Origin of the sequence: Oscillatoria nigro-viridis PCC 7112 (assembly GCF_000317475.1) — a bacterium.
In the GTDB taxonomy this organism is placed as follows: domain Bacteria; phylum Cyanobacteriota; class Cyanobacteriia; order Cyanobacteriales; family Microcoleaceae; genus Microcoleus; species Microcoleus nigroviridis.
Window position 1 is genome coordinate 1,424,636 of the sequence record NC_019729.1, and the last position, 15,947, is coordinate 1,440,582.

Genomic DNA, 15,947 nt, shown 5'->3' on the forward strand with positions numbered 1-15,947 from the left:
AAGACTACCTCTATTATTAATTATTTTTTCTGCCGTCGGGCATTGTGGTGCCGGCCATACTTGCTCGATCGATACTAGCGCCATCTATATTAGCATTGCGGAGGTTGGCATCGGAAAGATTGGCATCTCTCAAGTCGGAAAATCGCAAGTCTGCACCGTCTAGATTTGTCTTTGTCAAGTTAGCTTTTCTGAGGTTAGCGTTGCTGATTCTCGCTCCAACTAATTCTGCTCCGCTTAAGTTTGTGCGAGCTAGATTGGTGTTGACAAAATCTGAGATCTCGAACCGACTACCGCTGAGGTTGGCATCTGATAAATCTGCTCCTGTAAGGATGGGGTTTTTTAAGTTAATGTTAACTAATTTTACGGCTCGGAGGTCGCAGCGGGAGCAGCTTTGAGTTAGCAGCAGCGTTTCGACGTTGGCGTTGATTTGGTCGATTTGTTGCTGGGAGAAATTTTCGGCAAATTCTGGGGAGACGTAGCCGAGCTTTTTGGGGTCGTTTGCTTTTGGTTGGGGTGTTTGTATTGGGGGTGTTTGGATTTGTTGGGGTGTTGGGATTGGTTGGGGTGTTTGTGGTTGGGGTGTTGGGATTGGTTGGGGTGTTGGGATTGGTTGGGGTGTTGGGATTGGTTGGGGTGTTTCTATTTGCCCGATCGCACTTAGTTGCAGCCCCACCTTCGGCAGTTCGAGAGTTGCTGCAAAAATTAGTAGGGCGATCGACATGATTGTGAGTTTTTTCATAAATCTATAACTTTTTGTTTGCAAAAATACCATTTATAGGGTATAATACCTCGAAAAGTAAACAGCCTACATTTCGCTAAATAAATCAAAATTTAGATAAAAAACTTCGGAACCATCAGGTGCGCGAATTAACTTTTCTATTACCGGAGGCAGTTGCTGTTGACGGTACAATTCGGGAATCTCGCAGAAGCTTTCTTCGGTAATTTCCAAAATTTTTGGCATATCAGGAAGGGGAATCCCCAACCGATCGCTTTTATTTAAGGTACAAATAATCAGGTATTTGCACTCAGCAATGCTCGGGCTCCTGGGAAATATTTTGGATAAATTAATTATGGTAATCAGTTCTTCTTGATGCCGCAGTAAACTATTACCGTTAGGTAAAAGGCCGTAGACATTAAAGTTTTTAACAATGCGTTCCACTCGTTCAATAGGAACAGCATAGTAAATTTTTCCTAGTTCAAAGGAAACAATTTTTTTAGGGGCAATTCTAACAGTGACTTGTTTCTTGCTCCGAAAGCGGCGATTGTAATTGGCGTGAGTCATGCGATTTTAGATTTTAGATTTTAGATTTTAGATTGAAGATTGATAGATTGATAGATTGAAGATTGTTGGATTTGAGATTTGAGATTGAAGATTGAAGATTGTTGGATTTGAGATTTGAGATTGAAGATTGAAGATTATTGGATTTGAGATTGAAGATTGATAGATTGAAGATTCTTGATTGGATTTGAGATTTGAGATAGAAGATTGATAGAAGATTATTGAATTTGAGATTTGAGCTTTGAGATTATTAGATTTTAGATTATGGGATTTTAGCAGGTAATTCGGCTGCGTAGCTTCCCAATATTATTCGGTGGTGCAATTATTTTTGGCATAATTTTTGTTTGAGATTAGGGATTATTTGATGGGAAATTTGAGATTTTGGATTAAATTCTTGAGTGGTGGATTAATTTTGGGATAGCTTGTAAAAGTTGGGCTTCGCTGTAAGGTTTGGTGAAGTATTTATTTGCGCCTAATTCCATTGCCATTTGCCGATGTTTTTCCCCGCTACGGGATGTTAGCATGGCTACGGGAATCTTAGCAAACCGCTCGGTCGATCTGATCGATCGCAACAATTCAAATCCATCCATCCGGGGCATTTCAATATCCACGATCGCCAAACTGCAATCAAGACCATTTTGCAACTTTTCCAGGGCATCCAGCCCGTCTTTAGCCTGTACCACCCGGTAGCGAGCACGGGTCAGCGTCAGAGACAGCAACTGGCGAATTGTATAGGAATCATCCACTACCAAAATCTGCGGTGACTTACTAGAACTCGGCGGTATCTCATGCACTTTACCGGAGACAGCGGCGATCGAACTATTTACCACAGGTTGGCCCACCAAATCGTCCACATCCAGAATATTCACCACGCGCCCGTCCCCCAAAATCGTAGTCCCCAAAACGCCGCGAGGCTTGGATAGAGGCGGTGGCAAAGGTTTAACCACAATTTCCTGCTGACCGATCAGCCGTTCCACTGCCACCGCCAGCATTCCTTCGGTAGAAGCCAAAACCAGGACGGGAATTTCCTCTTGGGTCAAAGGGTCAGGAGACGGGGCATCCGGCGGGAGGACGCTGTATTCGAGCAAATCTTGCATCCTCACCAAACGAATAAATTCCTCCCGCCACCACAGCATCGGCTGATTGCCGGCAATGTGAACTTCCGAGGCTTTAATGTGCAGAATTTCCTCGACTGCATCCAGCGGCACCGCTATTTTATTGTGATCGGTCTTCACCATCAAAGCATCAGTAATCGACAGCAGCAGTGGCAGTTTGATAATAAAACTCGTACCTTTTCCGAGGCGAGAGTCTACCTTCACAGTCCCCCGCACAGTCCGCAAATTTGTTCGCACCACGTCGAGCCCGACTCCCCGCCCCGAAAGGTCGCTGACCCCTTCTGTAGTGCTGAAACCCGGCCAAAACAGAAAATCGTAGAGTTCGGCAATGGAAAATTCTTGAGCTTGTTCCTCCGTAGCCAAACCCTTTGTGACAATTTTACGGCGAATCATTTCCGGGTCAATTCCTTTGCCGTCATCGGCGACAGTAATAATAGTTTGGCCGCCTTGGTGGCGGGCTTCTATTTCTATTTGACCGCTGGCCGGCTTGCCGCTTGCTTTCCGAACTTCAGGCATTTCGATGCCGTGGTCGAAAGCGTTTCTCACTAAGTGTATTAAGGGGTCGCGCAAAGCGTCGAGCAAACTTTCGTCAATTTTGGTATCTCTTCCCACTAGCAGCAGGTTGACCTCCTTATCGTATGTGAGGCACATCTCCCGCAGCGCTCTGGGCAAGTGATCGACGGCGCGACTGAAACTCACGACTCGCAACTGCATGACGCGGCTGCGTAGTTGTTCGGTAATGCGGCGCAGTTGGTCGGTACTGCGCTCGAATTTCATGGCTAAGGTGTCTAATTTGGTGGCGGATTGAGAAATTGCTTGGGCAGTTTCGATGACTTCTGCGGCTGTCGAGTGGAACTCTGTATAACGATCCATCTCTAAGATATCGAAGTGAGCATGAACCGGAGAGGATTTGCCGCTAGCAATCATTGGGGATTCTGTTTCTGCTGCTGCAAGTTTTCTCAATCCAGAGTTCCCGTTTCCCCCTCTCCAGTCTGCAAAGCTCAGTCTGTCGTATTCTTCTCGCAACTGACCGCCAAATTGGCTCAAATCTACGATATTGCGGCGGATGCGCTTTACTTCGTCGCGCAGTTCGGATTCTTGAAGTTCTAAATTTGTACGGTTGATGACTAATTCCCCGACTAGATTCACCAATTCAGTTAAGCGTTCTAAGTCTACCCGGATTGTCGGCCTTTGCGGGTTGGGGACTGGGAGAGTCGAGGAGGGGGGGACAGTCGGGGAGGGGGAGATTTCGGGGGGAGTGGGAGTGGGGGAGAGTGGGAGAGTGGGAGTGGGGGAGATTTCGGGGATGTCGATCGCCCTTCCTTCCAATATTTGTTGGCGTGCGGTTTGCAAGTTTTGGGCGATCGCCCAACCGTCGGATTGCAACCGTTGTAAAGTCAAGTCTGGAGAGTCAATCAAATCTCTCAGGGCTGCGGCGACTTTCCCAAAATCCGGCAATTGCAGCATTCCAGCCAAACCCGATAGTTGGTAGTAAACCTGGTTGAGGGCGGTGACGCTTTGTGCCAAATCTGCCTCGGAAGCTTGAGAAAGCTCGGTTTCTAGGCGATTGAAGAGTGCCGGCACTTGGTGTTCAAAAATCAGTTTCAGGGTTTCCGGGGCAGCAGATTGGCTGACTGCGGGGACTGACGGCTGTTCTGACTTGCCGTACTTGGCCTGGAACTGGGCGAAAATTTGGGCGATCGCCTCCAAGTTTTCGGTTTGATCGGGAGTTGTGACATCGGAGTGTTGAACTGATTCGATCGTAATCTTTTTGAGAGCATCCACCCCCTGCAGCAAAACACTCACAGTAGTCGGTTCCAGAGCCGACAAGTCTGTGCGATCGCGCAAAATGACAAAACAGTCCTCCAGCCTGTGAGCCGCCGCCGATACGTTTTGAAAGCCCAACATCGAACCCGCACCTTTAATCGAGTGAGCCGCCCGAAACATTTCTTTAACTGCCGCTTGTCGCTCTTTCAAACCCGCAGCTTCCATCGCCAGCAGATTCGTCTCCATTGACTGGAGAAACTCTTCGCATTCTGCGGTGAAAGCATCTATTAATTCGTTTAAATCGTCATCATTCATATTAAATTAGTCATTAGTTAGCAGTCATTAGTCATTAGTCAGTTCTTAGATTATGTCCGGTTCATTTCAACCCGCACCACCCAAATAATCTGGTGAAACCGGGTTTCTTCCTAGATTTATCGTACTCAACCCAAATTTTTCGGACCAACCCGGTTTCTTGCCCCAACGACAGAAATGCGATCGCACTTTTTGCGTTGGGAGGGGGCGGGTTTATGCAGATTGTCGGTAATAATTCAAGATTTTTGATGAACCAGCCCCTACGGAATTGTGGTATTTAACCGGATTTAATATGACCAATGACTAATGACTAATGACTAACTGCGGAAATTCGCCACCGACTTTTGCAATTGGCCCAGAGAACCAGACAGCTCGTCCAAAGATGCTTTGACATCCGCACCTTTTTGTGCGGTCGTATTAGCAATCTCGTTGACTTGCTGCATACTGTTAGCAATTCCCTCAGCCGAAACAGTTTGCTTGGCAGATGCGATAGTAATATTCTGCACCAAAGCATTCATTTCTCGACTAACTTCGATGATGGCATTGAGGTGAGTTTTAGCTTCGCTTGCCAGCTTAGTGCCTTCCACTACCTCCAGCGTCCCGGATTCCATTGCCTTCATCACGCGGCTGATTTCTTCTTGAATTGTACCGACAATTTCCGAGATTTCCTCCGTAGCGCCGGCGGATCTTTCTGCTAATTTCCGCACTTCTTCGGCAACAACTGCAAAGCCTAAACCTTGTTCGCCGGCTCGCGCCGCCTCAATAGTAGCATTCAGAGCTAATAAATTAGTTTGCGAAGCAAGTTGAGAAATCGAAGTCACAATTTTGCCAATTTGCTGCGAAGATTCGCCCAAACGCTTCATCATTTTCGAGGTAGAGGCGATCGTCAACCGGAGCCCGTTAATGCCTTCGACAGCTCGATCGACCGCCATACCCCCGACTTCAGCCGTTTGAGAAGACTGCTGGGCAACTGTTTCGGCGCGCACCGAAACATCTCGCACCTCGCGGATCGAATTCACAATCCGCTCGATTTCGCGCATGATGGCCGATATTTGTGCTGCTTGAATTTCCGCCTGTTGGGTGAGTTGACTGGTATTGTTAATTGACTCGCCCGTGGCAGATGTTACCTGTTCGGCTAAAGTTTGAATTCCCGTTACCACCTTCCGCAGAGAACCGATTAAGAAGTTGAAAGAGTCGGCGACAGCACCTAAAACGTCGTTAGTCACTTCCGCCCTGACTGTCAAGTCGCCTTGAGCCGCGCCTTTAATTTCTCCCAACAATTTAAGGACTTGCTGCGTCAGAGAATCAGCTTCAGCTTTGCGTTCTGCTGCCAATTTTTCCAGTCGTTCTTCTGCTTCTTTGCGCTCGGTGATGTCAAAGCGAATGGCGATATATTTGACTATTGTGCCGCTGGTATCAAAGATGGGGGAGATCGTCGAATCTACCCAGTAAAACGAGCCATCTTTGCGTCGGTTTTTGATTTCCCCTTTCCACACCAAACCGCGAGAAAGTGTCACCCACATTTCTTCAAAAAATGATTTAGGATGGTAGCCGGAATTGATGATGCGGTGGTTGCGGTGCAAAAGGTCTCCCATGCTGTAACCGGAGATTTCAATGAATCTGTCGTTGACGTAGGTAATCACGCCTTGGAGATCGGTTTCGCTGACGATCGCCGATTCGTCGAGAGCATTCTGCCGAGTTTTGAGTTCTTGCAGCAAGCGTTCCTGTGCCTCGGCCAACTGCTGCATTCGCTGCTGGGATGCTCTTTGTTCGGTGACGTTGCGGCAAACGACTACGCCGCCTTTGAGCGCCCCGGTTTCGTCTTTGAGCGGCCGGCCGTTAATTTTCACCCACAGGCCCTCTGGCTTGCCTGCGTGGCGGGTAAACAGCTCTACTTCGTCAAAGGCTTCTCCTCGAACCGTGCGCGCTAAAGGTATTTCGGCTGGGGGGTAGGGAGTTACGGTATCGGGCAAGAATAAACCGTATCTTGCTGACCATTCGTTGAGAAGACCATCTGTCGCACCCATGCCAAAGATATCTTCGGCGGCGGGGTTGAACAAAAGAAAATTGCCTTTTTCGTCGGCAGCAATTATGCCGTCGCCAATGCTGTCTATTAGCAGTTGCAAGAGATTGGTTTGCTGGCGAAATTGGTCTTCGGAACTGGCTAATTGGGCTGTTGTTTTTTCCAGTTGCACCATCGCCTGTTTGGTTTCAGTAACGTCGCGAGCGACTGCATACATGAGCTTTTGTTCGGCTTCAGGTCGCACTTTCCACGACAGCCACTTGTAGGAACCGTCTTTGCACCGATACCGATTTTCAAAGAACTGTACTTCGGCGCCATCGTATACTTTTCCCGCTTCGGCTGTGGTTTCTTCGCGATCGTCTGGATGGACGAAATTGATAAAAGGTTGGTTTTCGACTTCTTCTAGGGTGTAGCCGAGGGTTGTTCCCCAAGCGGGATTGAGGCGCTTGAATTTCCCTTCAAAATCTACAATACAAACCAAGTCTAGGGAAAGGGTAAAAAATCGATCGAGCTCTTCTTCTGCTTTTTTGCGATCGGTAATTTCGATCGCCACACCGCCGACACCGATTGGTTTGCCGTCAGATCCGGGCAAAGGAAAGTATGACGCCAGCCAATCTCGCACGACGCCCGGTTTGTTGACGGTTGTGCCCGACACCTCAACGTTTAAAAACGGTTGGTTGGTGGCGAGAATCTGCTGCAACATCGGCTGTAGGGTATCGACCATTTCGGGTATAACTTCTCTCACCGTCTTGCCGAGGTGTTCGGCAACTGAGACGCCGGTGGTTTCCGCTAATTTCTCGTTAACTTGGACGAAGCGCAACTGCTCGTCAAAAATAAACATTGAGGCCGGGGCGGCTGTGAAAAATGCGTCAAAGCGGGTTTGACGCAAAACTAATTCTCGTTCTAGGGCTTTGCGATCGCTGATGTCGCGAGCTTCTGGAATCAGCAGCACGACTTTGCCGCTGTCGTCTACGATCGGCTTGAGGGAGAAGTCCACAGTTATCACAGCACCCCCAGCAACGAGCACGTCGGCTTCGTAGCGGACTACCTCGCCGGCGGCGGCTTTTGCGAGCGCAGCTTGAACTTTTTGCTTGGCTTCTGGGGAAATTTGCCACCACAAATTATCTACAAACTGCGTGCCTAGGAAGTCTTCTCGCTCCAGTCCGGCGACGGCGAGGGCTGTTTGGTTGACTTCCAAAACGGTTCCGTCCGGTTTGAGCAGACCTATTAATTGGAACGATTGGTCGAAAATGGCTCGGAACAGTCTTTCGCGATCGCGCAGCATCTCTTCTGCGCGTTTGCGATCGCTGATGTCGCGAGTAACTGTTGCCAACCCCATAGGCTCGCCGGTTTCCGGGTTTTTGACGGTAAATAGGGTGAAGTCAACCGGGAAGTTTTCGCCGGTTTGAAAGTTCCTCAAGCGGAATTCACCCTGCCAAAAACCGTCTCGCACAGTAGCTGGCAGGATTTCTTCTTTTAAAATCTTAACATCTTCTGTACAGAAGATGTCATAAACACTTTTGCTTTTGACTTCTTCAATATTTGCCAATCCTGCTAGTTTCATTCCAGCGGCATTCAGGTATGTTGCCTCTCCCTCCAGGGTTGCCGTCCCAATAAAATCCGAGCTGCTTTCTACGATCGAAATCAATCTTTGCTTTTCGATTTCGGCTTGCTTGCGCTCCGTGATGTCGTTGTTAGTTTCTAAAATTGCTTTGGGTTTTCCCTGTTCGTCTCGCTGTAAATTCCAGCGGCTGAATACCGTGATATGGGTGCCATAATTGGTGGTGTGAATTACTTCTCCTTCCCAATAATTATGCTCTTCTAACTGTGCCGAGATAGCTGCTAAAGGCTGGGAAAAGATGCTGTGCAATAGACTGTGGGTGAGTTTCCCCAAGGCTTCTTTTTTTGTCCAGCCGTACATCCGTTCGGCTCCCTGATTCCAATAATTAATCGTGCCGTCCAGATCCCGAACGATCAAGGCGTCGCTTGCCAGGTCGAGCATTTGCAAGTTCTGCTGCAAGGCTTCTTCTGTGCGCTTGCTTTCTGTAATGTTGCGGGCGATCGTTGACAGAAATTCAATTTCTCCCTTCTCGGATTTGTGAGCAATAATTACTTGAGAAACTGGTATTTCTTTGCCGTCTAAAGTTCGCCACATTGCCTCGCCACTCCACGCCCCCTCCCGGCAAGCTGCGGGGATGCCGACGTCGATCAGAGTGTCGATACTTTTGGGCGATGTCAGGTCGGAAATGCTGAATCCGGCTAAATCTGCGTTTTCGCCAACTCTCAACATTTCTCTGGCTGCGCGGTTGAGATAAATGGTGCGCTGTTGGGAGTCGGCGATCCCTACCCAGTCTGTTGTGGTTTCTAAAATTGCTTTGAACCGCAATAGTTCTTGTTCAGATTTGCGGCGCTGTGTGATGTCGCGCGCGAAGCCGACCATTCCTAAAATGTTGCCTTCTGCATCTTTGAGGGGCAATTTCTGGGTGTCGAAGGTGTGTATTTTGCCGTCGGCTAAGGTGGCTAAGTCGTTGGAACCGGGCGCTAGGTGGTTGCCGGCCCGGAAGTTTTGGATTTGGTTCTCGGAATCGCTTTGGGCGTGGAAGTTGGCGAAAATTCGATCGACCGATATGCCGATTTCTGCGTCGTCTTTGCCGATAATTTCTGCTTGAGTTTTGCCGAAGGCGGCGGCGAAACCTGCATTGACTAGGGTGTAGCGCAAGTTTCGATCTTTGACAAAGATGCAGTCTGGCGTAGCGTCAATGACTGTCCGCAGCAAGTTTTGGGAGCTTTCTGCTTCTGCCAGTGTCTGCCGCAGTTGTTCTTCCATTTGCACGCGCTTGGTGATATCTCTCATCGCGGAAACGAGAAATTTCCTGCCGTCGGTATCTACAAAAGTAGATTTTTGGGCGGAGAGAAAGCGGGTGTTTCCTGCTGGGTCTGTGATAGTTTTTTGGATTTCGATGCTGGTATTTGTCAAGAAAACTAATTCGTCTTTTTCGCGATATTTCTCTGCTTCTTCTTTGGACAAAAACTGATCGTAGCATTTGCCAATTAGTTCTTCTCTGCTGTAACCTATGTATTGACAAAAGGCATCATTTAAGGTGATCCACCTGTGCTGTTGGTCTTTGACGTAAATCGGGTCGGGGATGCTGTTGAGGATGTTGTTTAAGAATTGTTCTGAGGCTTTTAATTGCTCTTGGGCTGCGGTGCGATCGATAATTTCCTGTTCCAATTGTGTGTTAGTTTGCCGTATCTGCTCGGTTCTTTCATTCACTCGCTGCTCTAGTTCTGCGCTTAGCTGCTGCAAGGCGGATTCGGCCTGTTTGCGCTTGGTAATCTCCCGACCTTCTGCGAGGATTTGAAATACTTCTCCTGTTTCATTTAACAGCGGCTTAAACGACAAGTCAATTACTGTTACCTGGTTGTTAGCTCCGGTGATTTCGTATTCTTCCCGGACAAAATTACCGGCAGAAACTTGTTGAATGTTTCTTTTTAGGCGCTGCTGGTTGGTTGGAGATGATGCCCACCCTGATGTCAGCCAAAATTTCAGCCCCAGGACTTCTGATGCTGGGAAATCGCCCAATTTTATTGCTGTCTGATTGGCTTCGATCACAGTACCGTCTGGCTCCAATAATGCGATCGCTTGAAAAGCTTGGTCGAAGATTGCGTGAAATCGCTGGTTAGTTTCGCTCAGCGCTTGTTCTGTTTGTTTTTTAGAGTTAAGGATTTGGGTGGAACCTACTAAGAAGTCGTAGCGGTTGGACAAACTCAAAAAAGCGATCGCCGGAATTACAGTTATCCAATCCCACACTGTTTGCGCCACCGGAGAGTGCGGCAGTCCCAGGTATTCGGCGGCGTGGCCGCTGTGACCGAAAGCGCAGCTCCAAAATATGCCTGCTGTGACTGTGGCGAAGATGTCGAACCCGAATTTACGGTTTCGCCACAAACCTAAGCTGATTAGCCAGGCGATGGCAAAGTAACACGCACAAATGATGCAATTAGCAGCCCCAGCTACCACCGATTGGGAGAAGTCAGGCAACGTGAGGGTGAAAGTCGTTGCGATCGAGGTATAGAGAATTTTGATCATAAAATTAAGGATGGGCAAATCGGATGCGGGCGATCGTTAGTTAAAATTATTGATGCAAAGCGGTTGCAGACTTATCTGTATTGTTGATTTTTACCAGCGTTCGGAATGGGCGATCGCTTCTACATCGACAATCATTAGCAAGCGTCCTTCGGAATTGTACAGACCTTTTAAGAATGGAGCTAGGTCGGGACTGACATCTAGTGCTGAGACAATGCGATCGGGATTGAGAGTTAAAACTCCTTCGACGCGGGAGACGGCTAATCCCAGCCGCATTTTCGACAACAATCTCACGTCTCGCGGATCCGACGCTTCTACAACTAAGATGCGGCTGTTTGGGTGGTAGGTGTCAACCGACTCAATACCGACAAACACTCCGAAGTCTGCTGCTGCTAAGATTTCGCCTCGCAAGTTGGTTAATCCCAGCAAAAATGGCTGGGTGTTGGGAACCAGGGAAATCGGTTGTTCCCTGAGGGAAAGGACTTCCCGCACTGCCTCTAACTCTATGCCGAACAGACTGCCTCCTTGACCGAACAGGAGAAATTGCTTTGTTGCACTTGTCTGATTCCCCCCTGGGGGGGGAGCCGTTATTTTCATGGCTTATTTTTAGTTCCTAGTGTAGCTTACCAATTAAAGTTTGGCTTTAACAGGAAAGGCGATCGGCGATCGAGTTTTGCAGCATCACTTTGGGTGTCTCAAATGTTTCCGTTAAATAAATCGCAGCGGGGCAAATAACCAGGTTTTTATCATTAAAGATCAACTTTTATGGTATTCAAAAACCCAGTTTATTTAAAAAAAACGGGGTTTGTCGGTATAATATTTTTTGGGAAGCGGCCGATCGCTTTATATTGGGTTTACGCTAAAAGCAAGCGCTGCACTATGTGGACGAGTTGCTGAGGTTCAAAGGGTTTGCTGACGTAAGCGTCTGCCCCTAAATCAGTTCCCCAAGCTTTATCGATCTCGGTGTTTTTATGAGTACAAAATACTACGGGCAATTTGGCAGTTGCGCGATCGCCCCGCAATTCTCTGATCACTTCAAACCCGTTCATTCGCGGCATCACTACATCTAAAACGACCAAAGCCGGACACTTTTTTCGGATCATGGCGATCGCCTCTTCGCCGTCGCCAGCCCGGATCACCTCCAATCCGGCATCTTGAAGAATGCGGCAGATGATTTCTAGTTCGCTCTTTACGTCGTCTACTACTAAAACTTTTGACATGATTCCACACTTCCTTGCTGTTGTTGACAGCGGACTATATTTATTTAGAAGCTGACGCGATCGGCGGCGATGAGACGAGACCGCTTTGCGGACAAATTAATGTACTTCCAAATACAATATAGCCGATCGTATGGCTGAAGGTTAGATGTCAGCGATAAAAAGCGATAAAAATTTACTTTACTAACGCAATCGCTCTGAATAAATTAAGCGGCAATTAGTAATTTATGCTTGGTAATTCGCTGTTTTAAAACCCACAGCTCTTAGTATAGCAATCCTTGCAGGAGTTGTAAATCTTCACCCCAACCCTCCCCGAACCGATCTGAGAGAGTAATAATTTTACCAATGATTGAGGATTTCAATCTAAGGATATATTGGATAAAAAAACCGGAGTTTCTACTTTTTATTTAGCTTTTTTTCAATAGTTTAGTTTTATGTGATACCTAAATAGTGCTATATAAATTCTTTTCTCAGCGCCATAAAACGCAATTTAAAAGTAGCTATAGCGGTGCTAATATGGAAAAAAAAGGGTAAGGATTCAGGCAAAATACAGCACCGCATCGCTGACCAAGCGCTGTTATTTTATGAATGAGACAAGTCAAACAGGAGTATTGTAGCAATGATATTTAAAATTTTATGCTGCCATCCAATTATAATTGGATGGCAAATTAATATGAATTACGGTAGCATCGGAATAGTAAATTAACGTCAACAGTTAACAATCTAATTCATCTGCGTTAATCTGTGTTGCATCTGCCCTCATCTGCGGTAAAAAAAAAATAATTTATCGAACCGCCCCGGACAAGGGATTGACGCAGATTCACGCAGATAATAAGAGAGATAGGAATAATTCCCATGCCAACAGATTTGATATCAATGGGCCGATAGAGAGTCCCATTTTACCCAGTAGAGAAGTGTTGGGTTCCCCAAAACTGCTACCAGCAGGCGATCGCCATCCTTGAGCTTGATTGTGGGCCCAGCCGAAAAGACTGCTGCAAGATGCGGTCAATCGATTTGAGATTTGAGATTTGAGATTTGAGATTTTAGAATAGAAGAAGCGCTCCCACTGATAAATCCGGGGGCTGGTGATGAGCAGTCGGAGCTTTTTTCTCGCTTCACGGATGAATCCGGCGGCTGCAGACAAAATTGCTTGATTATGAAATTAGTCGGTGAGGGAGAGACGGCGATCGGCTATAATAAAGGGCTAGAGGAAAAGAACACCGAAAACCCGAAAATATGGTTGCCATCGAAAGAAATCTCAACATTGCCGCCCTAGAAGCAGAATACAGTCAAAAAACACCGCGAGACATTCTCAAATTTGCCCTAGAAAATTTTGACAATATCTCCATTTCTTTCAGCGGGGCTGAAGATGTAGTTCTGATCGATCTTGCCTCAAAAATCACCAATAATTTCCGCGTTTTCACCCTAGACACCGGACGACTGCACTCAGAAACTTATCAGTTTTTGGATCTAGTCAGAAAACATTACGGCATTAAATTAGAAGTAATGTTTCCCGATGCTGCAGAAGTACAAGCCCTAGTAGAAGAAAAGGGATTGTTTAGTTTTTATCAAGACGGTCACAAAGAATGCTGCGGTGTGCGGAAAGTCAAGCCGCTGCGCCGCAAATTAAATACTCTCGATGCTTGGATTACCGGCCAGCGCAAAGACCAAAGTCCCAGTACCCGCAACGGTATTCCGGTCATTGAAGTTGACACGGCATTCTCAACTCCCGACCATGAATTAATTAAATTCAACCCCTTAGCAAACTGGTCTTCGGCAGAGGTTTGGGAATATATTCGAGCTTTGGATGTGCCTTACAACAAGTTGCACGAACGCGGTTTTGTAAGCATTGGTTGCGAACCTTGTACGAAGCCGGTATTGCCGAACCAACACGAACGCGAAGGTCGCTGGTGGTGGGAAGAAGCGACGGTAAAAGAGTGCGGTTTGCACGCTGGTAACGCACAAACATAGTTTAAATCACTTAAGGAGTAAGGTGCGCTAGGCTCACCAAACAAATAGTAGGGTGCGCTGGGCGCACCTTACCCAAGAATAAATGCACTTCACATAAATCGTAGCCGAAGAATTCGCAATTAAAATAAACACACATTAAGCAGAGCTTGCTCTTAAACATTGATAGAATGATGAACATTCAGAAAAGTTTTTAAAGCAGGTACTATATGCTCGCCTCAACTAGCGAATTGCTGAACACTGCATTGAGAAATGGTTATGCGATCGGCGCTTTTAACGTCTACAACCTCGAAGGAGTAAAAGCCGTCATCAATGCGGCCGAAGCGCTGCACAGTCCTGCTATACTGCAACTTCACCCCAGCGCCCTCCAATACGGAAAATCGCCTTTAGTCGCGCTGTGCATCAAAGCGGCCCGCAAATCTTTAGTGCCGATCGCAGTACACTTAGATCACAGCACCTCAGAAAAAGACATTCACCTCGCCCTAGCCGCCGGTATCAAATCAATTATGGCAGACGCTTCTTTTTTGCCCTACGAACAAAACTTAATATTTAGCCGGGAAATGACTAAATTAGCCCGCGCTAACGGTGCGGCAGTTGAAGCAGAAATCGGCAGAATTAGTGGCAAGGAAGAAGGTTTGACAATCGATGAGAAAGCGGCAAGGATGACCGATCCCGTAGCAGCAGTAGAGTTTATCAAAGAAACTAAGGTGGATTTTTTAGCCGTAACAATTGGTAACGTCCACGGCAAATATTTCAGCGAACCGAAACTCGATTTTCCGCGTCTGGCAAAAATCCGGGCTGCTGTTTCAGTGCCGTTAGTTCTTCACGGTGCTAGCGGTTTGCCGGAATCAATTATTCATCAATGTATTCAACTCGGAGTATCGAAATTTAATGTGAATACAGAAGTTCGCGAAGCTTATATGGACGTGTTAAAAAGTAGCATTTCTTTGTCAGAACCGGATTTGTTGGAAATAATGGAAAAAGCTATCGATGCCATGCAATCGGTCATTTCTGACAAATTGCAACTTTTTGGTTCTGTCGGTAAAGCTTATTTGCATCAATCTCCCTACGCGGATGACTTGACCCCAAAGAGTACCAGCAACAAGCAAACCAGCCGCAACCAATCAAGTTTCGATCAAATGTTAAAGCCTGTGTGTGTATAGTCAGGCCTTCAGTCTGATGTTGAAGTAAAAAAAAACTCAAGTTCTGACTGCGAACCAGTTTTTAGTCAGGACTTGAGTCCTCTCTAACCGTTTAAAAATCGATCGGGATCGATGCCAGATTCCCGCAGCCGCCGAATTAAAGACTGCAATTGAGCTTCCGCTGACTCGGCCCGCTGCCGTTGCTGTTCCGCTTCAGTCAGAATCCAATTGCCATCAACATCATACCAGCGCAACCACAGTCGATCGATTCCCTGAAACTCTCCTTGCCACAAACCCAAGCCCAAACTTAGGTCAGGAATCCACACTCGCGACTCGGGCAATTCTAATTCTTGATAGTGTCCGCCCTTCAATTCAAACACTCGCAATTTGTTAGTATAGCGGCTGAAAACCGCATAAACAGGAACCCGCAAAATTTGCTCGTAAACCTCCCATTTTCTCGGCGGTTCCTCCTTCGCCTCCGCCTCCAAAACTTGCCCGTTACCCGCAGCGTTTCCCGACTGAGGTGGCAACTTTTCCTCATCGGTATTGTCGCCTAAATCTTCTTTTTCCGTTCCCGGCGACAGCAGTTCTACAATTACAAAAGGATTCACGCCTTCCTGCCAAGTAACATAACTCATCCGCAGTTCGGATCGATCGTAAAGTCGGGGAACTCCCACAACTGCAAACCAATCCGGCCGCTTGTGCCACAGAGTGTGATGCACGTCATAATAAAGGTTCATGTCGGTGCCGCTAAATATCTCAGAAGCCGGATAATTCCGAGGCCGAAACGTCAGGCTCAACAACTGCGGCTGCAAATCGTGAAATTCGTCAGGCAAACCAGGTTCCTCCGGGTCTTCGCTGGGTAAATCGTACATCGTCGGCAGCGTTTCTCTGGGCGATCGCGGCGGATCGGTTTGCGGCACAGGATATTTAAAAGGCAACATATAATATTGAGAAATTACTGCATTTATGCTAACATCACCAGAGCATCCCAATCAGGCTTTCACAGGAGTGCAAGCCGGAGAGCTAGAAGCGAGATA

Annotated in this window: 10 protein-coding genes; 2 read left to right on the forward strand and 8 right to left on the reverse strand. The window is 47.2% G+C overall.

Going from position 1 to position 15,947, the window contains the following annotated elements:
• Window positions 1-16 precede the first annotated feature (16 nt).
• The 7 genes from OSC7112_RS06125 to OSC7112_RS39430 form a co-directional block, all read right to left on the reverse strand.
• The gene (locus tag OSC7112_RS06125) at window positions 17-739 is read right to left on the reverse strand and encodes a pentapeptide repeat-containing protein (protein WP_015175093.1); all 723 of its coding nucleotides are present in this window, start codon (window positions 737-739) and stop codon (window positions 17-19) included.
• A 66-nt stretch (window positions 740-805) separates the two neighbouring features.
• On the reverse strand, window positions 806-1,282 hold the full coding sequence (locus tag OSC7112_RS06130) for a chemotaxis protein CheW (RefSeq protein ID WP_015175094.1): 477 nt from the start codon (window positions 1,280-1,282) through the stop codon (window positions 806-808).
• Between the two features lie 383 nt (window positions 1,283-1,665).
• Complete coding sequence (locus tag OSC7112_RS06135; protein WP_015175095.1) at window positions 1,666-4,476, reverse strand: hybrid sensor histidine kinase/response regulator; 2,811 nt, start codon at window positions 4,474-4,476, stop codon at window positions 1,666-1,668.
• A 314-nt stretch (window positions 4,477-4,790) separates the two neighbouring features.
• A complete protein-coding gene (locus OSC7112_RS06140; protein WP_015175096.1) occupies window positions 4,791-10,583 on the reverse strand; it encodes a PAS domain S-box protein in 5,793 nt (1,930 codons plus the stop codon).
• A gap of 90 nt (window positions 10,584-10,673) precedes the next feature.
• Window positions 10,674-11,177, reverse strand: coding sequence for a chemotaxis protein CheW (locus OSC7112_RS06145; protein WP_015175097.1), 504 nt, complete (start codon window positions 11,175-11,177; stop codon window positions 10,674-10,676).
• Window positions 11,178-11,434: 257 nt separating this feature from the next.
• Window positions 11,435-11,800: a response regulator transcription factor gene (locus OSC7112_RS06150; RefSeq protein WP_015175098.1), complete on the reverse strand. Its 366-nt coding sequence runs from the start codon at window positions 11,798-11,800 to the stop codon at window positions 11,435-11,437.
• 817 nt (window positions 11,801-12,617) lie between these two features.
• Window positions 12,618-12,806, reverse strand: a complete 189-nt coding sequence (locus tag OSC7112_RS39430; RefSeq protein WP_190274337.1) for a hypothetical protein — start codon at window positions 12,804-12,806, stop codon at window positions 12,618-12,620.
• Between the two features lie 227 nt (window positions 12,807-13,033).
• On the opposite strand from OSC7112_RS39430, the gene OSC7112_RS06160 reads away from it, so the two are divergent.
• The gene (locus OSC7112_RS06160; RefSeq protein ID WP_015175099.1) at window positions 13,034-13,768 is read left to right on the forward strand and encodes a phosphoadenylyl-sulfate reductase; all 735 of its coding nucleotides are present in this window, start codon (window positions 13,034-13,036) and stop codon (window positions 13,766-13,768) included.
• 206 nt (window positions 13,769-13,974) lie between these two features.
• The gene (locus OSC7112_RS06165; protein ID WP_015175100.1) at window positions 13,975-14,928 is read left to right on the forward strand and encodes a class II fructose-bisphosphate aldolase; all 954 of its coding nucleotides are present in this window, start codon (window positions 13,975-13,977) and stop codon (window positions 14,926-14,928) included.
• Window positions 14,929-15,011: 83 nt separating this feature from the next.
• Here OSC7112_RS06165 and OSC7112_RS06170 read toward each other — a convergent pair whose 3' ends face one another.
• Window positions 15,012-15,851: a Uma2 family endonuclease gene (locus tag OSC7112_RS06170; protein ID WP_015175101.1), complete on the reverse strand. Its 840-nt coding sequence runs from the start codon at window positions 15,849-15,851 to the stop codon at window positions 15,012-15,014.
• Window positions 15,852-15,947 lie beyond the last annotated feature (96 nt).

Coding starts and splice junctions, on each gene's coding strand:
- OSC7112_RS06165 (WP_015175100.1), top strand. CDS start 13,975: ATGCTCGCCTCAACTAGCGAATTGCTGAACACTGCATTGAGAAATGGT.
- OSC7112_RS06140 (WP_015175096.1), bottom strand. CDS start 10,583: ATGATCAAAATTCTCTATACCTCGATCGCAACGACTTTCACCCTCACG.
- OSC7112_RS06150 (WP_015175098.1), bottom strand. CDS start 11,800: ATGTCAAAAGTTTTAGTAGTAGACGACGTAAAGAGCGAACTAGAAATC.
- OSC7112_RS06145 (WP_015175097.1), bottom strand. CDS start 11,177: ATGAAAATAACGGCTCCCCCCCCAGGGGGGAATCAGACAAGTGCAACA.
- OSC7112_RS06125 (WP_015175093.1), bottom strand. CDS start 739: ATGAAAAAACTCACAATCATGTCGATCGCCCTACTAATTTTTGCAGCA.
- OSC7112_RS06135 (WP_015175095.1), bottom strand. CDS start 4,476: ATGAATGATGACGATTTAAACGAATTAATAGATGCTTTCACCGCAGAA.
- OSC7112_RS06160 (WP_015175099.1), top strand. CDS start 13,034: ATGGTTGCCATCGAAAGAAATCTCAACATTGCCGCCCTAGAAGCAGAA.
- OSC7112_RS06170 (WP_015175101.1), bottom strand. CDS start 15,851: ATGTTGCCTTTTAAATATCCTGTGCCGCAAACCGATCCGCCGCGATCG.
- OSC7112_RS06130 (WP_015175094.1), bottom strand. CDS start 1,282: ATGACTCACGCCAATTACAATCGCCGCTTTCGGAGCAAGAAACAAGTC.